At 64.1% G+C, this 19,581-nt stretch carries 14 protein-coding genes; 10 read left to right on the top strand and 4 right to left on the bottom strand.

Going from position 1 to position 19,581, the window contains the following annotated elements; translation table 11 throughout:
* The first annotated feature begins 38 nt into the window (after positions 1–38).
* The 10 genes from F8E02_RS11595 to F8E02_RS11550 all read left to right on the top strand — a co-directional run bounded on the left by F8E02_RS11595 (position 39) and on the right by F8E02_RS11550 (position 12,519).
* The gene (locus tag F8E02_RS11595; RefSeq protein WP_317065748.1) at positions 39–1,739 is read left to right on the top strand and encodes a sensor histidine kinase; all 1,701 of its coding nucleotides are present in this window, start codon (positions 39–41) and stop codon (positions 1,737–1,739) included.
* Positions 1,740–1,915: 176 nt separating this feature from the next.
* Positions 1,916–3,682, top strand: a complete 1,767-nt coding sequence (gene kaiC / locus F8E02_RS11590) for a circadian clock protein KaiC (protein WP_317065747.1) — start codon at positions 1,916–1,918, stop codon at positions 3,680–3,682.
* On the top strand, positions 3,675–3,992 hold the full coding sequence (locus F8E02_RS11585) for a circadian clock KaiB family protein (protein ID WP_317065745.1): 318 nt from the start codon (positions 3,675–3,677) through the stop codon (positions 3,990–3,992). The genes kaiC and F8E02_RS11585 overlap by 8 nt, the downstream gene beginning before the upstream one ends.
* Positions 3,993–4,057: 65 nt before the next feature.
* Positions 4,058–4,495, top strand: a complete 438-nt coding sequence (locus F8E02_RS11580; RefSeq protein ID WP_317065744.1) for a hypothetical protein — start codon at positions 4,058–4,060, stop codon at positions 4,493–4,495.
* A gap of 55 nt (positions 4,496–4,550) precedes the next feature.
* Positions 4,551–5,441 (top strand): DNA-methyltransferase, encoded by an 891-nt coding sequence (locus tag F8E02_RS11575; RefSeq protein WP_317065743.1) that lies wholly within the window; start codon positions 4,551–4,553, stop codon positions 5,439–5,441.
* A 24-nt stretch (positions 5,442–5,465) separates the two neighbouring features.
* Positions 5,466–6,710 (top strand): GntP family permease, encoded by a 1,245-nt coding sequence (locus tag F8E02_RS11570; protein ID WP_317065742.1) that lies wholly within the window; start codon positions 5,466–5,468, stop codon positions 6,708–6,710.
* A gap of 94 nt (positions 6,711–6,804) precedes the next feature.
* Entirely contained in the window at positions 6,805–8,865 is a 2,061-nt protein-coding gene (gene fdhF / locus F8E02_RS11565) for a formate dehydrogenase subunit alpha (protein ID WP_317065741.1), read from the top strand.
* Positions 8,866–8,868: 3 nt separating this feature from the next.
* Positions 8,869–10,134: a Coenzyme F420 hydrogenase/dehydrogenase, beta subunit C-terminal domain gene (locus tag F8E02_RS11560; protein WP_317065740.1), complete on the top strand. Its 1,266-nt coding sequence runs from the start codon at positions 8,869–8,871 to the stop codon at positions 10,132–10,134.
* A 989-nt stretch (positions 10,135–11,123) separates the two neighbouring features.
* Complete coding sequence (locus F8E02_RS11555) at positions 11,124–11,996, top strand: formate/nitrite transporter family protein (protein ID WP_317065739.1); 873 nt, start codon at positions 11,124–11,126, stop codon at positions 11,994–11,996.
* A gap of 13 nt (positions 11,997–12,009) precedes the next feature.
* The gene (locus F8E02_RS11550) at positions 12,010–12,519 is read left to right on the top strand and encodes an OB-fold nucleic acid binding domain-containing protein (RefSeq protein ID WP_317065738.1); all 510 of its coding nucleotides are present in this window, start codon (positions 12,010–12,012) and stop codon (positions 12,517–12,519) included.
* Positions 12,520–12,601: 82 nt separating this feature from the next.
* On the opposite strand, the gene F8E02_RS11545 is transcribed toward F8E02_RS11550, so the two are convergent.
* Genes F8E02_RS11545 through F8E02_RS11530 form a run of 4 tightly spaced genes read right to left on the bottom strand, consistent with a single transcriptional unit; the run spans position 12,602 to position 19,535 of the window.
* Positions 12,602–14,200 (bottom strand): ATP-binding protein, encoded by a 1,599-nt coding sequence (locus F8E02_RS11545; protein WP_317065737.1) that lies wholly within the window; start codon positions 14,198–14,200, stop codon positions 12,602–12,604.
* Positions 14,178–15,218: a DNA double-strand break repair nuclease NurA gene (locus F8E02_RS11540; protein WP_317065736.1), complete on the bottom strand. Its 1,041-nt coding sequence runs from the start codon at positions 15,216–15,218 to the stop codon at positions 14,178–14,180. The genes F8E02_RS11545 and F8E02_RS11540 overlap by 23 nt, the downstream gene beginning before the upstream one ends.
* Positions 15,215–18,388, bottom strand: a complete 3,174-nt coding sequence (locus F8E02_RS11535) for an SMC family ATPase (protein WP_317065735.1) — start codon at positions 18,386–18,388, stop codon at positions 15,215–15,217. The genes F8E02_RS11540 and F8E02_RS11535 overlap by 4 nt, the downstream gene beginning before the upstream one ends.
* A complete protein-coding gene (locus tag F8E02_RS11530; protein ID WP_317065734.1) occupies positions 18,375–19,535 on the bottom strand; it encodes a metallophosphoesterase family protein in 1,161 nt (386 codons plus the stop codon). Before F8E02_RS11530 ends, F8E02_RS11535 begins: the two co-directional genes overlap by 14 nt.
* Positions 19,536–19,581 lie beyond the last annotated feature (46 nt).

Here is a 19,581-nt window from a genome sequence, read left to right as displayed (position 1 = left end):
GCCCCGCCGGGAGATCCGCTCCGGAGAACTCACCAGACATGAACGCACTCCGATTGCCACGGGAAGAGGAACTCCTGCGCGTGCTCGAAGAACTCTACGGGGGCTTTACGGAGGCTGAAGAGACCCTGTCGGCGATCCGGAGGGGGGAGGTCGATGCTTTCCTCGTCTCGACGGACGAGGGCGAGAAGGTCTATACCTTAAGCACCGCCGAACACCCTTACCGCGTACTCGTCGAGCAGATGCGGGAAGGGGCGGCGACCCTCTCTACCGACGGCACCATCCTCTACTCCAACGAGTCCTTCGCCCGGCTTCTCGGCATGCCCCTTCAGAACCTGATCGGGGAGTCGATCCACGCCTTCGTCGCTCCGGCCGGTGCGGAGGGGTTCCGGGGGATGATGGAAGACGGGGACCCTTCCGGCACCACGGGCGAGAGCATGCTCCTGGCGCACGGCAGGGACCTGGTGCCGGTGTACCTCTCCCTGAAGCTCCTGCAGATGGACGGCGTCCAGGTCTACTCCCTGGTCGCGACGGACCTGACCGGGCAAAAGCGGTCTGAGGAACTCCTCAGAAGGGCTTACGCCGAACTCGAGGACCGGGTGAAGGAGCGGACCGCCGAGCTTGCCGTATCCAATTCCCGGCTCCGCGAGCAGAGCGAGGATCTGGTCCGGCTCAACCGGGCGTTGCGCGAGAGCGAGGAGCGGCTGGAGATGGCTCTGGATGCTGCCGATCTCGCGCCCTGGGAGATCGACCTTGTCACAGGGAGGATGACCGCCTCCGAAGCACTGGCGGGACTGCTTGGCGCTCCCGGTCCCAGCGCACTGCAGAGCGGCACCGACTGGATGGCCTTTGTGGTTCAGGAGGACCGGGCCGGGATCCTGCAGGCCCTGAAGACGGTCGTCGCCGGCAACGGTGAATACCGGGCTGAGTATCGCATCCATCGTCCATCCGACGGCTCCACCCGCTGGATCTTGAGCCAGGGTCTGGTGCGCCGGGACCTTGAGGGGCAGGCTCACCGTCTCGTCGGCGTGGCCGCCGACGTCACCGAGCAGAAGCGTGCCGAGGAAGAACGGGCCCGACTCCACAGCGAGCTCGAGAGCGCTCACCGGGAGACGAACCTCTACCTGGACATCCTGACGCACGATATCGGCAACACCGAGAACGTCTCGAACCTCTATGCCGACCTGCTCCTCGGCATCCTGGACGGCGAGGCGGCCGGATACGTGGAAAAACTCCAGCGGAGCATTCGGAAGAGCATTGACATCCTGGGCACCGTCTCGAAGATCCGGCGGATCCACTCAGGAACGCCCGATATTCGGCCTATCGACCTCGATGAGGTTATCCAGAATGAGATCCGCCGGTACCATGACGGCAATATCCGCTACGATGGTCATCCCGGCCTCGTGATGGCCGACGACCTCCTCCCGGAGGTCTTTGCCAACCTGATCGGCAACGCCGTCAAGCACGGGGGTCCCGGCGTCGCGATCACCGTCCGGACGGAGGATGCGGACGGGCTCGTGAGGGTCGTGGTCGAAGATACCGGTCGGGGCGTTCCGGATGCGGACAAGGAGGCGATCTTCCACCGGTACGAGCAGAAACGGCGGGGCGTCGGCGAAGGGCTCGGCCTCTACCTGGTCCGGATCCTGGTCGAGCGTTACGGGGGGGAGATCTGGGTCGAGGACCGCATACCGGGCCGTCCGGGGTGCGGCGCGGCATTCTGGTTTACGCTGAGGAAAACGTAGGGCCCGGATGCCGGAGCAGTACGGGTTGTGGCGGGCGAGCCACCCGGGAGCGACTTCCGGGTTCGTCTTCGCCCGCCCTCATCGAGCACCTGATCTCCGGGGATGTCCTATCCGGAGCGATGAGATGCCGGTTCGCCGGGGTAATGTATATGCCGAACCTGGATCATCAGACATGCATGCATCAGGTGGCAGGTACTCCGGCACCATCCGTAAACACCGGTTTTGCTCTTGAAAAGGTCCCGAGCGGTATAGAGGGTCTTGACGGGATCACGGCCGGCGGGCTCCCGAAAGGGCGACCGACACTCGTCGTCGGGAAAGCGGGGAGCGGGAAGACCCTCTTTGCCATGCAGTTCCTGGTGAGCGGGGCGACACGGTATAATGAACCCGGCGTCTTCGTCTCCTTCGAGGAAACCGCGGAGGATCTTATCAAGAACGTCCACTCGCTCGGTTTCGACCTCCCCCGGCTGCTTGAGGAGGAGAAGATCGCGATTGACTATGTCCGGATCGAGAAGAGCGAGATCGAGGAGACCGGCGAGTACGACCTCGACGGGCTCTTCATCCGGCTCGCCTACGCCATCGACTCCATCGGCGCGAAAAGAGTGGCGCTCGATACCATCGAGGTCCTCTTCTCCGGCCTCTCGAACGAGGGCATCATCCGTGCCGAACTCCGCCGGCTCTTCTCCTGGCTCAAGGAGAAAGGCGTCACGGCGGTCATCACCGGCGAGAGCGGCCGGGGCGACAGCCTGACCCGGCACGGCCTGGAGGAGTACGTCTCCGACGCCGTCATCCTCCTCGACCACCGGGTGACCAACCAGATCTCGACCCGGCGCCTGCGCATCGTCAAGTATCGGGGCTCCACCCACGGGACGAACGAGTACCCGTTCCTGATCACGGGGAACGAAGGTCTCGTCATCATGCCGATCACCGCCCTCGGCCTCGAACACGAAGCCCCAAAAGAGCGGGTATCCACCGGCATCGAACGGCTCGATGCGATGCTCGGCGGGAAGGGTTACTACCGGGGTTCGAGTGTCCTGGTATCGGGGACGCCGGGCACCGGCAAGACGAGTCTTGCGGTGACCTTCGCAGACGCAATATGCCGACGGGGTGAGCGATGTCTCTACTTCGCCTTTGAAGAGTCGTCGAGCCAGATCGTCCGGAACATGCGCTCCATCGGGATCGACCTCGTCCCCCTGATCGATGCCGGGCTCCTTGCCATCCACTCCTCGCGCCCGACGGCTTACGGCCTGGAGACGCACCTTGCCGCCATGCTCCGGGAGGTGCAGGTCTTCCGGCCGGACGCGGTCGTCGTCGACCCGATCTCGAACCTTATCTCGGTGAGCACCGAGGTCGACTCGAAGGCGATGCTGATCCGGTTCGTCGATTACCTGAAGATCAACCAGATCACTGGAATCTTCACCGACCTGACGACGCAGGGGGGTCACCTCGAACAGACGAATATCGGCATCTCCTCCCTGATGGATACCTGGATCCTCCTCAAGTTCATCGAGTCCGGCGGCGAGCGGAACCGCGGCCTCTACGTCCTGAAGTCCCGGGGCATGGCGCATTCCAACCAGATCCGGGAGGTGATCATCACGGATCAGGGGATCGATCTCGCGGATGTCTACCTCGGCCCGGGCGGTGTCCTGACCGGCTCGGCGCGCTATGTCATGGAGATGGAGGAAGAGGCGGAGATCCGGGCTCGTGAGGACGAACTCCGGGCCCGCCGGATCGAGGCCGAGCGGGAGCAGAGAGTGCTCGAAGCCCGGATCGCAGCCCTCCAGGCGGAGCACCAGGGCGTGCAGACAGAGTTCGACCGGTTCGCCAGGGAGCTGGAACGGAAGAAGGAGGCACGATCCGAGGAGCGGGGACACCTCGCCCGCATGCGGAAGGCGGACACGGCGGCCGGGAATACCCGGCGGGAAGAAGGGGGGAAAGATGAGTAACCCGCAGGCAGGCGAGGAGATCTGGGTGTTCCTGCTCTATGTGGCCGGGAATTCGAGGAGATCCGTCCGGGCGAACGAGAGCCTCCGGAAGATCTGCGACGAGTACCTCCGGGGGCGGTACACGATCGAGGTTATCGACCTCCTGGAACATCCGGAGCTCGCTGCCCGGGAGCAGATCGTCGCCATCCCCACGCTGGTCCGGCAGCTGCCCCTGCCGGTGCGGAAGGTCATCGGCGATCTCTCCTGTGAGGAGCGCGTCCTTGCCGGGCTGGATCTGGCTCTGCCCCGCTGCGTAACGGTCTCCGGGTGACCGGGGCCGGACCGGCCGTGCGCAGAACTACAGCAGGCCCGGTGGGCCGGCACGGATGATGGCAGGTGAAAAAAGCACCCCGCGCCGCCATCACAACTATATTATCTGCCGTAGAGAATACTTCAGCCGAAACCGGAGGAGCAGCCACGAAGATCAGGGTCACCCGCTGTTTTGGAGAAGAGAGCGTCGATACTCCCGCGGTTTCACCGGCGGTCCTGGAAGTCGAGGTGAACCAGGGCGACGTCCCTTCCGCAGACGAGATCCTCATGTTCGCGTCCATGCACGGCGACTTCGTCTGCGTCTCGGACCGGATCTTCCACCGGTTCGAGATCATCCTCCCGCCGGAGAGCCGCCTTGAGATCCTCAAAGACGCGCTCCTCCAGGTCGTGTACCTCGAGCGTGAAGGCTCCGGAGGCGGGGACCTCAACCCCTACGAGGTCGAAGACTTCGTCGATGCGCTTGAGAGGATGCGGCAGAAGGTGCTGGGCGGCGACGCCCCCTGATGCTCCTGCCCATCACGGTTCGTTCACCTTTTTGCGGAGGACCGCAAACCAGTTAATGATCGGAGTGGCAGAAGAGGAGAGAGAGGCAGGGGGACCCGGCGGGCTTGCCGTCAACACCATCCACACGATGGACTGCATAGAGGGCATGCAGCGCCTTCCAGCGGGCTCCGTCGAGATCATCGTGACCTCGCCGCCCTACAACATCGGGAAGGAGTACCGGTCCTACAACGACCGGCAGCCCCGGGATGACTACCTCGACTGGCTGGGGGAGGTCGCCGCCGGAGCGGCGCGGGTCCTCGCCGACGACGGTTCGTTCTTCCTCAACATCGGCGGCAAGCCCCGGGACCCCTGGATCCCCTTCGACGCCGTCCAGCGGTTCCGCTCCTACTTCGAGCTGCAGAACGTCATCCACTGGGTCAAGGCGATCGCGATCGAGAAGGAGGATGTGGGCGGATACGAGAAGATCGCCGGAGATATCGCCGTCGGCCATTACCAGCCGGTGAACAGCTCCCGGTATCTCAGCCAGTGCCACGAGCACATCTTCCACTTCACGAAGAAAGGAAGCGTCGCCCTCGACAAACTGGGTGTCGGCGTCCCCTACCAGGACAAGAGCAACATCGGCCGCTGGAAAGCGGCGGAGCGCGACCTCCGCGACCGGGGGAACACCTGGTTCATCCCCTACCGGACCATCCGCTCCTCGCGGCCCCACCCGACCAGTTTCCCGGAGAAACTTCCGGAGATGTGCATCCGGCTCCACGGCTGCCGGCCGGGGACGCTGGTCCTCGACCCCTTCATGGGCATCGGGAGCACGGCCCTTGCGGCGCTCGCTCTCGGTGCGGACTACATCGGGTTTGAGATCGACCCGGAGTACCGCGAGATCGCGGATGCCCGGATCGCCGAAGCACGCCGCAAGATGGAGCAGGATACGGACCGGCAGGCCTTATAATTCAGTGCCGTCAACGGAAGACCGATGGATACCCTCATCCCCTTCGTCGTCGCCCTCGTCGTGATCACCGTCGCCTCGCTCAGGTATCACCTCCCCCCGTTCCTCACCCTGGTCGGGACATCCGTCCTCTTCGGCCTCCTCGCCGGGATGCCGGGGGAGACGCTTGTTGCGGCGATCACGGGCGGCGCCGGCAGGATCTTTGCCATACTTGGTATCGTCATCTTCTGTGGGGTCGGTATCGCCCAGGTCCTCCGCGAGAGCGGCCGGATCGCGGATATCGTCGCCGATATCCGGGGCCTGGTGCGCCGCCCCCTCGCCACGGCAGGAGCGGCCGGCTACCTCCTCTCCGTCCCGCTGATGTGCGGCATCACCTCGTTCGTCATCCTCGCCCCCATCCTCGCGCACCTCCAGCCCGACCGGCAGGCATCCAGGACCCTCCTCTACTGCGCCGGCGTCGCCGGGATGATCTCCTATGTGCTCCTCTACCCCGCTCCCGTGGTCTACTCTACCATAACGACACTCGGCCTCTTTGCCGGGCGGCCTTGGGAGATCGACCTCGTCGCCCTGCCGGTCTCCCTCCTCCTCCTTGCCGGCCTCCTCGTCGCCCTGCGTGCCCGCGGCACGCCCGCGGCGCTGCCGGCAGACCCTGTCCACCCGGCGGGCGGGCGGAGCCTGCGGGCCTGGCTGCCGTTCCTGGTCATCGTCCTCGCGCTCGCGATCGGGTCTCTGGTCCCCGCGCTGCATCTCCTTTCAAACATCAACCTGGCCCTTCTTGCCGGGCTCTTTGCCGCCCTTGCCACCGTTCCGGCCGACGTGCGGGAGAAGGCCCTTGCCCGGGGGACGAAGAACGCCGGGATCATCATCTTCGACCTCGCCGGTGCCGGGGCGTTCGGCGGCGTCATCGCCGCGAGCACGTTCCCCGGCGACGTGACCGCCCTGGTCCAGGACTATCTCCCCATCACGCTCCTCCCGTTCGTCGTCGCCGCCCTGGTGCAGGCGGCACAGGGCTCGAGGGTCGTCACCGCGGCCGTCACCGCGACCGTCCTCTCCACGACCCCGGCCGCTATGGCGATCGACCCGCTCGCGCTGGTGCTCATGATCTCCGCAGGGGCGTTCATGTTCTCCTACGTGAGCGATCCCTTCTTCTGGCTGCTCAAGCGGACGACCGGCGACGACTTCGGTGGGGTGGTGCGAAACTACACCCTGCCGCTCTCGGCGGCCGGGATCGTCACGCTCGCGGTGGCACTTGTTATCCAGGGCAGCCTTTGATGCGGATTCTCCCTGCAACCCACCGATATTCCCGGCAAGACCACGTACATTATATAATTCAGGCGTTATGTAGTCCCTGCCAGAGGGAGCAAGAATGGATATCAAGTATGTATCGACGACATGCCCGTACTGCGGCACCGGGTGCGGGTTTAACCTTGTCGTGAGGGACGGCAAGGTCTTCGACGTGGCGCACTGGCAGCGTGCGCCCGTCAACGGGGGCAAACTCTGCCCCAAAGGACGGTACGCTCATGAGTTCGTCAACAGTCCCGACCGCCTGACAAAGCCGCTCATCAAGAAGGACGGTAAATTCGTCGAGGCGACCTGGGATGAGGCGTATGACCTGATCGCAGAGAAGTTCGGATCCTACAAGCCCGAAGAGACGGCCTGCCTCTCTTCCGCCCGGACATCGAACGAGGAGAACTACCTGATGCAGAAGTTCGCGCGGGCGGTCCTCAAGACGCCGAACATCGACCACTGCGCCCGGCTTTGCCACTCATCCACCGTCGCGGGCCTTGCGACGGTCTTCGGGTCCGGCGCGATGACGAACTCGATTCAGGATATCTCCGAGTCGAAGTGCATCTTCATCATCGGGTCCAACACCTTCGAGCAGCACCCGCTCATCGGGCGGAGCATCATCCGTGCCAAGGAGAGCGGCGGCAAGCTCATCTACGCCGACCCACGCTACACTCCGACCGCCAAGCAGGCGGACCTTTATTTGCCGTTCGTCTCCGGGACGGACGTGGCCATCTTGAACGGCCTGATGCAGGAGATCATCAAGAACGGCTGGGAGGACAAGGAGTTCATCGCGAACCGGACCAAAGACTTCGAGAAACTCAAGGAAGTCGTCATGAAGGACGCCTACAGCCTTGAGAACGTCTCGAAGACCTCAGGCATCCCGGTCGAGAGCCTCAGGACCGCCGCTGAATTGATCGGGACCAGCAAGCCCGCCACGCTCATCTACTCGATGGGGATCACCCAGCACACCGTCGGCGTCGACAACGTCAAATCGACCGCGAACCTGATGATGCTCACCGGTAACCTGGGCAAGCCCGGCGCCGGCGTCAACCCGCTCCGCGGCCAGAACAACGTCCAGGGCGCCTGCGACATGGGAGCCCTCCCGAACGTCTACTCCGGCTACCAGAAGGTCACCGACGAGCCGGCTCAACAGAAGATGAAGGAGATGTGGGGCGTCGACAGGCTCGCCGAGGGCAAGGTCGGCTACACCGTCACCGAGATGGTCAACATCCTCGCCGACAAGCCCGGCGAGCTCAAGTGCATGTACATCATGGGCGAGAACCCGATGCTCTCCGACCCGGACCTCACCCATGTCGAGCACGGGCTTAAGAACCTGGAGTTCCTGGTCGTCCAGGACATCTTCATGACCGAGACCGCCGCGATGGCCGATGTGGTCCTGCCTGCCGCCTGCTACGCAGAGAAGGACGGCACCCAGACGAACACCGAACGACGTGTCCAGCGCTGGAAGAAGGCCCAGGACCCGCCGGGCGAGGCGAAGCCCGACTGGCAGATCCTCTGCGAGCTCGGGAAGCGGATGGGCTACGAGAAGCAGTTTGCGTTCGAGAGCCCCGAAGCGATCTTCAACGAGGTCGCCGCCGTCACCCCGTCCTATCACGGCATGTCCTATGGCCGCCTCGACCCGGACGGCCTGCACTGGCCCTGCCCGACCGAGGAGCACCCGGGTACCCCGATCCTCCACAAAGAGAAGTTCGCCATGCCCGACGGGCTCGGGGTCTTCTCGCCCATCGAGTGGAAACCGCCCGCCGAGGTCCCGGACGCCGAGTACCCCTACGTCCTCACCACCGGGCGGGTCATCTGGCAGTGGCACACCGGCACCATGACCCGCCGGTCGTGGAGCCTTGAGAAGGAGGCGCCCATCGGCTGGATCGAGATCAACCCCGAGGATGCACAGGAGCTCGGCATCAGCGACAAGGAGGTCGTCCGGGCGAGCACCCGCCGCGGGTCCATCGATATCCCCGCCCGGGTCACCCCGGAGATCATCAAGGGGGTCATGTTCATCCCGTTCCACTACAAGGAGCATCCGGCGAATAGACTGACCCACAACGCGCTCGACCCCATCGCCAAGATCCCGGAGTTCAAAGCGTGTTCGGTGAAGGTCGAGAAGATTGCGGAGGTGTGAGAGATGGCAGGAAAAGGCGATTTACTCTATGCATGGACGACAGACGAGGGTCTCCGGGAGAAGGCGGAGACCGGCGGGGCGGTTACCGCGCTGCTGCGTCACGCTCTTGAGAGCGGTATGGTCGACGGGGTCTTTGCGGTCAGGAAGGGCGCGGACGTCTATGACGCGATGCCGGCCCTGATCACCGACCCCGCCGAGATCGGCGGGATTGCCGGGTCGCTCCACTGCGGCACCCTCCTCCTCCCCAAGCAGATGCGCCGTTGTCTCCTCGCGACCGACCCGGACATGCGGATCGCGACGGTCCTCAAGGGCTGCGAGGTCAAGGCGATGTACGAGATGGCCAAGCGCAACCAGGTCAACCTGGACAACATCATCATCATCGGCCTCAACTGCGGCGGCACCATCCGGCCGGAGATAGCACGGATCATCGTCCGCGAGAAGCTCGGCCTCGACCCTGACGATGTCGTCAAGGAGGAGATCGACAAAGGCAAGTTCATCGTCATCACAAAAGACGGCGAGCACGCCGCAGTCTCGATCGACGAGCTCGAAGAGGGGGCGGAAGACCTCCTCGGGAACGAGGGGCTCGGCCGCCGCAGCAACTGCCGCCGCTGCAAGATCAAGATCCCGCGCCAGGCGGACCTCGCCTGCGGCAACTGGGGGGTCATCGGCGAGAAGGCCGGCAAGGCCACCTTCGTCGAGGTCTGCTCCGAGAAGGGCGCCAACCTCTTCAACAGTGCCGTGAAGGCCGGCGCGCTGGCGAACGAGCCCGCGAACCCGAAGGGTATCGAGATCCGCGGCAAGGTCGAGAACGCGATGCTGAAGCTCGGCGACAAATGGCGGGAACGCTACTTCGGAGCGCTCGGTGAGGGCACGGAACGCCTGAACAAGATCCGCGAGCAGACCTCCCGGTGCATCAAGTGCTACTCCTGCATCGAGAACTGCCCGGTCTGCTACTGCGTCGATTGCAGCGTGAAGAAGGATTATCTCGTCGAACCCGGCGTGATCCCGCCGCCGTTCATGTTCCACCTCATCCGGTTCGCGCACATCTCCGACTCCTGCGTCAACTGCGGCCAGTGCGAGGAACTCTGCCCCGTGGAGATCTCGAACTCGGTCTTCCTCCACGCCATCCAGACCGATCTCGAGAAGCTCTTCGGGTTCCACCCGGGCGAGGATATGACCCCGCCGGTGCTCGCGCTCGTCGAGGAGAGCTCGGAACGCGACAGGCTCATCGCAACCGGGAGCGACCAGATCTTCGATGTGTTCAAGTAACGACGCCCCGAAAGGGGCGGAGTTCGAGCACTGTCAGGTGCGAGTAAGCGGCGCCCCGCAAGGAGCGGAGTTCGAGCACCATCAGGTGCGAGTAAGCGGCGCCCCGAAAGGGGCGGAGTTCGAGCACTGTCAGGTGCGAGTAAGCGGCGCCCCGCAAGGAGCGGAGTTCGAGCACCGTCAGGTGCGAGTAAGCGACGCCCCGAAAGGCCCGAATGACGGGACTCGAGCGCCCGGGAAGGGCGAGAGCGAGCGCGCAGCCCTAAACGGGTTTCTCGCTCCCCACCCTTTTGTGCCCGCCTCTAAAGGGCCGGCGTACGTCCTCCCGAGGCGCCTCAGGCTCATTCTATAGCGCCTGAATGGCTTTAAAGCCTCCATCGGCCACATTCTGAGGGTAATACGCCATTATGGTGAGAGCTCCAGCGAATCGCATCAGCCGGGTGAGTTTTTATCGGAGAGTAGCCGCAGGCCAGCAATATGCGGCACCACAGGAGTCCGGGGCAGGCCTCCTTTCCGTCGCGTTTGAGGCGAGACGCTGGAAGGAACCCGGCCGGACACCAGAATGAGCGCATTTCTACCCTTGTTTCAGGCCGGCCGGGCTGCCTTGCCGCGGAACCGTTTCCGGAGCGCTCCTTCGCGCGCAGGCGGAACGGCAGGGCATGATCGCATTTTCGACACTGCGGACGGGGAACGGGCTGTCTCCGGGGGCCCGGCGGGCCTGCTCCCAAGATGCCACCGATCATCGCCCTGAAACTACCTATATTCTGCGTGGTCTCTAAACTCAGGGCTAAATCAATATTTATCGATTCATCATGTTTAACTATGGAAATTAACTTACAGTCGCGATAAATGCCTGAAACGAGGTAATGTCTCCGCGACACGGCGATCATTTCGAAACCTATTAATAGCACTCTCTGATTACTGATTAATTAGACCTATACAGTCTGATTACTTGATGGTATAGGTAGGACGTTTAGAGAGGTGTATGAAAAATGGTGTTCCATCCTCCAGTTGCTATCGTAGCAAAAGCGGGTGATGCCGGTAAGTACAAGACCGGACTGCCGGCATGGAATATGGTCCTGCGTGGTGTCTTATCAGGAGCCTACATCGCAATGGGTGGTGCCCTTGCAACGGTCTGTTCGACCGGTGTTCAGGCATCCGACGTCGCGATGCGGTTCGGTATGGCGAGTCCCGGATTTGCCCAGTTCATCCTGGGTGCTGTCTTCCCTGTGGGGCTTATCATCACGGTCATGACCGGTGCCGAGCTCTTCACCGGTGACGCGATGCTCGCGCCCATGGCGGCCTTCATCCACAGGATCAGCTGGGCGAGCGTGCTCAACCTCTGGCTCTGGGTATATATCGGCAACTTCATCGGGTCGGTTATCTTCGCGTATATTATGGCATACGGGCCCTGTGTCAGCTTCGATGCCGCCGGAACCGCGACGCTCACCGCGTTTGGTGCAAGAGCGATTGCCATAGCAACCGCGAAGACGAGTTACGTCGGTGCCATGGGCATCTGGTCGCTCTTCCTCAAGGCAATCGCCTGTAACTGGCTCGTCAACCTCGCTATCCTGCTCGGTATATGTGCAGACGATGCGATCGGCAAGATCGTCGGTATCTGGTTCCCGATCTTCGCATTCGTTGCCAGCGGGTTCGAGCACAGCATTGCAAACATGTACTTCATCTCGACGGGTATCTTCTGCACGGGAATCGACCCCACAAAGGCAGTCGAGACAGTCAACTGGGTGGGCCTGTGGACCAACAACGTGATTGTGGCCACGCTTGGCAACATCGTCGGCGGTCTGTTCTTCGTCGGTGTCCTCTACTGGGTCGCGTTCAGAAAGGAAATTGCAGCCCTCAAGTAAAACCTGATTGACGATGCAAATCGGAGATGTTAGAGTGAGGGTGACGGCCGTTACGGTGGCCGTCTTCCTCTTTTTTATGGCCCTGATTGCGATCTATGTCCTCGGTACCGGGGATCTCTCCTCGCTGATCTGGGCTGTTCCGGCAGCCGTCATGCTGGTCGTCATACCGATGGCTCTCAACTACATGAGCCAGTCGCAGTATGCGTCGCTGGTGCCGGTCTATGAAGCGGAAGCAAAGAACGTCCGGGTACGGGAGATCAACTTAAACATGCTCGGCGAACCGGTGCGCTTAAAGGGTGTCGTCGAGCGGGCTTACTTCCAATTCCTCAACCGACCGCAGTTCCTCGTCGCCGACCGAACCGGTGAGATATCGGTCAAGATGTTCACCTCGCCGGCAGAGGACGTGAAGAAGGGGGATGTGGTCGAGGTGCTCGGAACCGTCGTCAAACGCTATATCCTGACCGGAGACGCTGTCATCAACTGCGTTTCCATCCGGAAAGTAGAGAAAAATCAGCAATCCTGACGCCTTTGTGCGCCAAGCAGTTCAGTGAAGGGACGGCGGAAACGGGAAAGTTTCCTGCCCCAATCACCTTCGTCTGTTGCGTTTAAAATGATTTATCGAGCCCGTCGTCGATCGGTCTCGCTCCCGGTCTTCTCGTGAGGTCCTGGATGTAGTCCTCGAAGAGATGGATCCGGGTGCTCACCGGGAAGGGAATCCCGATGGTGCTGATGACCGCCTCCCCCGCTTCAAGCGTCTGAATCTCCGTGTCCAGGCGCGAGAGGTCCTGTTTAGCGCTGCTCGCGATGATGTCGCGGTCTCCCCGATCCGAGAGCCCCATCACCACGAAGGTGTTCAGCTGCGCGAGGACCCGGGCGTCGATGTTCTTCGGCTGCTGGGTGACCACGCAGAGCCCGACACCGAACTTCCGCCCTTCCATCGCGGCCTCCCGGAATATCCGGGTGCTCCCGGTTCCCGGCCCCAGCACCCGCTGGGCCTCCTCGATGGTGATCAGCACCTGTTTTAACTCCCCGGCGCCCCTCGCGTCTTCGCCCTGGTGGCTGCGCATGATCCTGCGGGTTATGATCGAGAGGACGAAGAGCTCGCTCTGCTCGCTCATGCCCGGGATATCGATCAGGACGACCTTGTTCTCGTGCAGAGCCTTCATGATGTCCGGGATTGAGGAGCCCTGTCTCCTGAGGAAGCCCCGGTTCCGGGCGAGCATGCCCGTAATGCGCCGCTGCATCACGGAGAGCGTGCTCGCGGAGAAGTTTTTGAGATCCTTCGCGATCCCCCTGTGCGGGCCGGCGTAGGTATCGGCATCGAAGGTTGCGGCGTCGATCTCCTGGAAGAAGTCGATCACATCCGAGCCCGGTACGCTCTCGAGCATCTCCACGACCTCGCGCTGGGGCGGGGAGTGCTCATAGAGGAGGAGGAGGTCGGGCATCTGGAAGTCGTCGTAGTCGAGATAGAGCTGGTCGAGCACGTATTTCCTCCTGAACGACTCCTCGCGGGTGGAGAAGACGGCAAGCCCGTCCCGGCCGGCCTGGTAGTGCAGGAGCCCCTGCGTTGCCTCCCCGCTCGACGACCGCCCTCCCGCCACGTACTCGCCGTGCGGGTCGACGATGAGGAGCCCGAACTCCCGCGCCCGCATGCAGGAGGCGCAGAAGACCTTCATGAAGTTGCTCTTCCCCATCCCGGTCGTCGCAAAGACGCCCATGTGCTGTCGCATCACCGCCGCGTGAAGCGCCACCCTCACGTCCTGCAGGACATCCTGGCCCGTCTTCATCATGCCGACCTCGATCCCGCCCATCACCTGCGCGAGGAACGCGAAGTCGCGGGACTCCGGCCGTTCCACGCGGGAGAACTTCGCGGGGAGCGTCCTGGGCTTCCGGAAGCCACCATCTTCCCCGACGTAGCCGAGCGGTATCGCCTCGACCAGGATGAAGACATCCTCCCCTATCCCGTAGAAGTGCTCGGTGTGGGGGCGGGTGTCCCATTTCGGGTCGGAGAAGTTGCAGGCGTGGAGGAGGTCGCTCACTTTCGCAAAGAACGTCAGTCCCTTGACACGGTCGGTGATCTTCAAGACGTCTCCGAGGTAGAGTTCCTCGTCGTGGGGAGCAGCAAACCGGTAACTGAGCACCCGATCCCCGATCAGGCGGTACTTCGAGGCGTCGTCGCCGTCAATATCGATCAAACTCATCATGGTAGTCACCGAAGATGCCGGTGTAGTCGGCGAGGTTCATGCCGAGCAGGTCCATCTCTCTGATGATGTTCTGGCGGACCTGCTCGATCGCATCCCTCCCGATCTTGGTGGTCTGGTGGGCGTCGAGGAGCGGGTAGGGGTAGCCCGTGACCCGCCCGTCGTCGGCAAAGGACGCAAGCGCTGAGAAGACCCGCTCGACCTTCTCCGGGCTGTAGAACTTCGGTATCTCCACCTTGAACGCCCGGTCCGCCCGCCGGTGGAGCCTCGCGACGTACTGCTCGCCCCGCTGCTTCCAGGACCGTGTCTCCTGCCGGTCGATCAGGCCCCCGTCCGCGGAGACGCAGAGGTACCAGGGTTCAGGGACAGAGAGATCGCGGGCGAGCCCCTCTGCCGCCGGGACGATCGGGTACCCTCCTCCCCAGGTGAGCGATGTCCGTTTCGTCACCGCGGCGATCAGGACTCCCCGGAGGTTGCAGAGGTTTAAGAGGCTCTCGATGACCTCGTCGTGGCTTGCGTGGCGGACCTGAAGCGTACCGTCGAGGACGATGAGGTCCCCGGCATCGAGCTCCGCAGCCATCTCCGTCGCCGCCCAGTACTCGAGAGTATCCCGCATGACGGCGGTGTTCCTGACCGGGTCGTCGTGGTCGAGGTGCGCCTTCGGGGAGCAGTGGAAGCAGTCGTAAAAGAGCGTATCGAAGTCCTCGTTTCCGGCGCCCGGGTTGACCGTGACGACGTAAAGCGGCGTCGTCCGGTGGCAGAGGCGCGTATTCCCGGCATAGGTGCTGACCGACGCCCGGACGGCGGCAACGGCAAAACTGCCGGCATCGAGGATGATGCTGTTGCTCCCGTCCACCGCGCAGACGGCACCGTCGAACTTGCCCCGGCAGTGCCGGTATGAGGGCGCGTCAAACCCTCCGGCGGTTGCAAACCGGCCCGCGAGGTCTTCCGGGACAGTCTCGCGGATCCTCCCGGCAATCCGCCGGATCGCGTCCCGGTAGAGCGTCTCCGGGTCGGTCATTCGAACTCCCTGACCCGGCTTGCCTGGTCTGCGCCCATCTCGACCATGAGCGTCGTCGAGAACTCGTCCTGGACCTCCGTGATGTGGGAGATGAGGAGGATCTGCGGGAAATGGGCTTCCTGGGTCCGGAGTGCCCGCAAGAGGTTGTTCCGCCGTCCTTCGTCCTGGCTCCCGAAGATCTCGTCGAAGATCAGGAAGGTGGAGTCGTGCACCCTGTTCACCTCGGCGAGGAACCGGGAGAGGGCGACCCGGAGGGCGATGGCGATATCGTCCTGCTCTCCGCCGCTGAACCGGTCGGCCGGGTAGTCGTCCCCCATGTCGTGGACGAGGACGGTGAAGTCGTCGTCGAGCATCACCGTGCCGTAACGGCCGTCGGTGATCTCGGCAAGCACCCTCCCCGCCTCCTCCTCGATCCGGTCCCTGACCACCTGCAGGAGGTATTCGGTGTAGTCCCGGATGAGCGAGCGGGTCAGTTTCAGCCGCCCGATCTCCTCGGTGATCTCCTCCTGCCGGCGAGCGAGTTCGTCGGCCCGGGAGAGCCTTCCAGTCGCCTCCTCGGCCTCCGCCTTCAGGCTGCCGAGCCGGGCGGCGACCGCGTACGTCAGTTCCCGCGCGGCTGAAAGGTCCCGCTCGCGGGTCAGAAGTGCCTCCTCTGCCGCCGCGACCTGCCGTTCGTCGAAACCGAGGTCCCCGATCGCCCCCGTCACCCGGAGCCGGTCGGCCTCCCTGCTCGCGAGGAGGTCCTGCTTTGCCCCGAGCGCCTCAACGAGCCTCGGGACCTCCTCGAGGCGGACACGGAGTTCGAGCGACCTCCGGCAGGCCGCTTCGGCGCGGCTGCCCTCCTCGCCGAGGCGGGCGAACCGCTCCGGGTCGAACGCGATCCGGCCGAGCTCGTCCATCGCGGCCTGCAGCCTCTCCCGGAGCCCGTCGGCCTTCGCGGCAACTGCTCTCCGCTCCTCCTCGAGGGCCGGCCTCCGGGCAAGCCGGGCCTGTGCCTCTGTGTATGCCCGGTAAGACGCCTCGAGCGCCCCGGCTTCCGCCTCCAGACGCTGCCTGACCTCCGGGTCGAACCCGAGCCGGGCGATCTTCTCCTCGATCCCCTCCTTGCGTTCGAGGTAGCCCTCGACCTCGGCGATGAGCCGCTGCCGCTCCTCCTGCAGGGCCACGAGACGGCTGCACGCGCCCCGGAGGGTGTCGGCCGCCGCCTGTTTCCCCGATAGGTCCCGGATCCGCTCCTTGAGAGCGGCGTGCGCTGCAGGGTCGTATCCCTCAAGGCCGAGCGCCCCTATCGCCGCCCGGCACCCGTCCGCCTCGGCCTGCCAGCGCTGCAGGGTGCCCGAGGCCTGCTCGTAGCGGGACGCGTAGAGCGCGTGCTGCTCTTTTATGCGCTGGAAGGCGATGCGCTGTACCTGAAGGTCCTTCAGCGCGGCGACGAGGCTCCGGTGGTCCGCGGTCGCCCTCGTGTGCTCGTGCTCGAGGCCGGCAAGCGTCTTCTGCATCGAGTCACTGGCCCTGGCAAGGTCGCCGACCAGCTCCTCGTAGTGCTCGCCGAGGCTCTGGTGGCACGTCGGGCAGGACCCCTCCGGGCCCGCGGTGAGGATCTCCGCGTGGTGTCCGGCAAGCCGCCGGATCTCCTCGCGGATCGTCTGCTGACGTTCGGCGCACGCGCTGATCCTTGAAGCGAGATACTCCCTTCTGCTCTCCGCGGACTCGATCTCCTCCTCGATCCTGCCCATCCTGGCGAGCTGCCGGGCAAGGCCGGCGATCTCGCCCTCGAACCGGACCATCTCATCGGAAGCGGCGCGGACCTCCTGCAGGCACCGCTCTCCCTGCCGGGCATGCTCCGCGGCCGAGAGGAGGACTTCTTCACGGGTGCGGAGAGCGTCGAGACTGGAGACCTCCGTTTCAAGCTCCCGGAGGCGCCGGGCCTTCTCCTCGATCTCCTCGATCTCCTGCCGGCTCTCCACGACGCGCCGCTCGGTCTGGAAGAACCGTTCGTCCATACGGGTGAGTTCCTCGCGGAGTGCGTCGTACTCCGGCTGGAGCGCGGCCATCGCCGCAATCCTGTCGCGGAGGGCCTGCCGGTCGGCGACCTTCCGGGCAAGCCCGGCAACTGCCGCCTCGTCCTCTGCGAGCGCGGCCAGTTCGGCCTCGACGCTCGTGCAACGCTCGTCGTACTCCCGTGCCTGCTCCGCCGCGGCGTTCGCTTCGAGGGTCAGGCGATCGGCAGCGGCCTTCGCCTCTGCCATCGCGGCGACCTCTGCCTTCAGGGACTCATAGCGCCCGGCGAGAGGGGCGAGGTCTTCGAGTTCGGGCTGCAGTCTCCTGCGCGCCGCTATCTCAGCCTCCGCAGCCTCGCACTCGGTACGGAGCCGGGCTATCTCACCCGCGAACATCTCCTCCTCCCGTGCGAGGTGCAGGTAGCGGTCGCGCACGGCGAGCAGACGGTCGCGCTCCTGCCGGGCACCTTCGAGCATCGCGGCGGCGTCCCTCTCCCCTGCCCCTGCCTGCTCCGCCTCTTCCCCGGCACGGGCGAGTTCGGTCCGGAGTGCCGCGAGGCGGCCCTGAACCGACGCAACGTCAAGCTCCTGGAGGCGGCCCGAGATCTCGCGGAGGGTTCCTTCCCGGGCGTCGATGACCTTCTTCAGCTCCTCCATGCTGTCCTTTCGGAGGTAGTCGATGCCGAGTACCTGCATGAACCAGTCCTTCCGCGACCCTGCCCTGCTCTCGAGCAGGGTGAGGAGTTCCTTCTGCCCGGCGTAGATGGTGTTCCGGAAGTCTCCCGGCCCCATCCCGACGGCCCGCTGGACCTCCTCCGCCACCTTCTGGACGCTGTTTGCAAGGAGCCTCTGGTTCAGGTAGAGGCTGGCCTCGTGGTGGGTTGAGGACGGGCGGCGCCTGAACCTGCGGACGACGGCATACTCGTTGCCGCCGGCGATGAAGTCCAGGCGGACCTCGCAGGTCTCCTGCGGACCCGCAAAGGAACTGACGATGTAGTTTCCGTCGAGCCCCGTCCCCTGGAGGCCGTAGAGGGCGAAGAGGATGGCGCTCACGATGCTGCTCTTGCCGGTCCCGTTGTTCCCGACGATCCCGGTGATCCCGTCCTGGAAGGTGATCTCCTGGTCGCGGAACCGCTTGAAGTTCCGCATCCGGAGCTTATTCAGCAGCATTCTCTCCCTCTTTGTGGTGGGCGATGACCGAACGGAGGACCTCCATCCCGGTCCTCTTCACGTACTCCTCGTCGCCGGGAGCAAGATGCTCCTTCTCCACGAAGCGCTCGAACTCGGCGACGTAGTCGAGACCGACCAGCGAGTCTTCATAGAAGATCCGGGACGGATCGTCGGCGGCGAGCACCTGGAGTTTGAGGTCCAGCATCCGGCTCCTGACCTCCGTGAGGGCCTTCTGGTCGAGCGCGCGGAGCGTCTCGCGGCGTATTCCATCAAGCGTGACCTGGCAGATCGCCCGGGCGGTCTTCTGCCCGGCGCCATCGGCCGCAGCGAGGACTTCGTCCACGACCTCGCGGGCGGAGAGGCCATCGCAGTTGATCCTGCCGAGGCTGATCATGGGAGTGCGCGGGAGGTCGATGTGCCCGACCTCTCCCGACGCGAGGTCCACGGCGAGGCCCCCCTTGGTCTCCGCGATCTCGCCGTAGTTGCAGTGTTCGAGCGAGCCGCTGTACCAGGCGTTGTCGGCGACCTGGGTCTGGCCGTGGAAGTGGCCGAGCGCTATATAGTCGAACCGGTCCGAGAGGATCGTCGCGTCCAGTTCGTGCTCGGCGACGGTGTGCAACCGCCGGTCTTTCAGGGTGCTTGCAAGGCCATGGGTGACGAGGACGTTCGTGCCGCAGGAGAACTCGATCCCGTTGAACGCCCGCCGGTAGCCCTCCGCCTCGAGCATGTTCGGTATCAGGTGAAAGACCGCGTCCCCCAGTTCCACCCGGCGGTAACGGTTGTGGTGGGCGACGTAGAAGTCGGTTGCCCGGTAGCCGCCCCGCTCGAGCACCTCGAACGGGGATGCCGTGTAGCGGGTCTTGGCCATGCTGTGGTTCCCCGCGACCGCGAGCACCGGGATTCCCGCATCCTGCAGGCGGGAGAGGGCGTCGAGCGCCGTCGTGTAGGCGCGGGTCTTCGGCTTGACCTGGTGGAAGAGATCGCCCGCGTGGACGAGCGCATCGGGGCGCATGGCGACGATCCGGTCGACGGCGGCAAGAAAATTTTCGTAGATGAGCTGTTCGCGCAGGTTCATCCCGGTTTCGGGATCGACCCGGTTAAATGCCGACAATCCGAGATGCGTGTCTGCTATGTGAACTATCTTCATGCCCAATTAATCTCCGTGTCCCTTGAGTATAAATGCCCGATCAGTG

The organism is Methanoculleus caldifontis (assembly GCF_032842345.1).
Classification (GTDB): Archaea; Halobacteriota; Methanomicrobia; order Methanomicrobiales; family Methanoculleaceae; genus Methanoculleus; species Methanoculleus caldifontis.
The sequence above is the reverse complement of the archived record's forward strand: the minus strand, read 5'-3'. Positions and strand labels throughout refer to the sequence as shown.

What these genes read in the sequence shown, in the direction of transcription:
- F8E02_RS11570 (WP_317065742.1), top strand. Translation starts at nt 5,466, where the DNA reads ATGGATACCCTCATCCCCTTCGTCGTCGCCCTCGTCGTGATCACCGTC.
- F8E02_RS11530 (WP_317065734.1), bottom strand. Translation starts at nt 19,535, where the DNA reads ATGAAGATAGTTCACATAGCAGACACGCATCTCGGATTGTCGGCATTT.
- F8E02_RS11545 (WP_317065737.1), bottom strand. Translation starts at nt 14,200, where the DNA reads ATGATGAGTTTGATCGATATTGACGGCGACGACGCCTCGAAGTACCGC.
- F8E02_RS11595 (WP_317065748.1), top strand. Translation starts at nt 39, where the DNA reads ATGAACGCACTCCGATTGCCACGGGAAGAGGAACTCCTGCGCGTGCTC.
- F8E02_RS11585 (WP_317065745.1), top strand. Translation starts at nt 3,675, where the DNA reads ATGAGTAACCCGCAGGCAGGCGAGGAGATCTGGGTGTTCCTGCTCTAT.
- F8E02_RS11575 (WP_317065743.1), top strand. Translation starts at nt 4,551, where the DNA reads ATGATCGGAGTGGCAGAAGAGGAGAGAGAGGCAGGGGGACCCGGCGGG.
- F8E02_RS11540 (WP_317065736.1), bottom strand. Translation starts at nt 15,218, where the DNA reads ATGACCGACCCGGAGACGCTCTACCGGGACGCGATCCGGCGGATTGCC.
- kaiC (WP_317065747.1), top strand. Translation starts at nt 1,916, where the DNA reads ATGCATCAGGTGGCAGGTACTCCGGCACCATCCGTAAACACCGGTTTT.
- fdhF (WP_317065741.1), top strand. Translation starts at nt 6,805, where the DNA reads ATGGATATCAAGTATGTATCGACGACATGCCCGTACTGCGGCACCGGG.
- F8E02_RS11560 (WP_317065740.1), top strand. Translation starts at nt 8,869, where the DNA reads ATGGCAGGAAAAGGCGATTTACTCTATGCATGGACGACAGACGAGGGT.
- F8E02_RS11555 (WP_317065739.1), top strand. Translation starts at nt 11,124, where the DNA reads ATGGTGTTCCATCCTCCAGTTGCTATCGTAGCAAAAGCGGGTGATGCC.
- F8E02_RS11535 (WP_317065735.1), bottom strand. Translation starts at nt 18,388, where the DNA reads ATGCTGCTGAATAAGCTCCGGATGCGGAACTTCAAGCGGTTCCGCGAC.
- F8E02_RS11550 (WP_317065738.1), top strand. Translation starts at nt 12,010, where the DNA reads ATGCAAATCGGAGATGTTAGAGTGAGGGTGACGGCCGTTACGGTGGCC.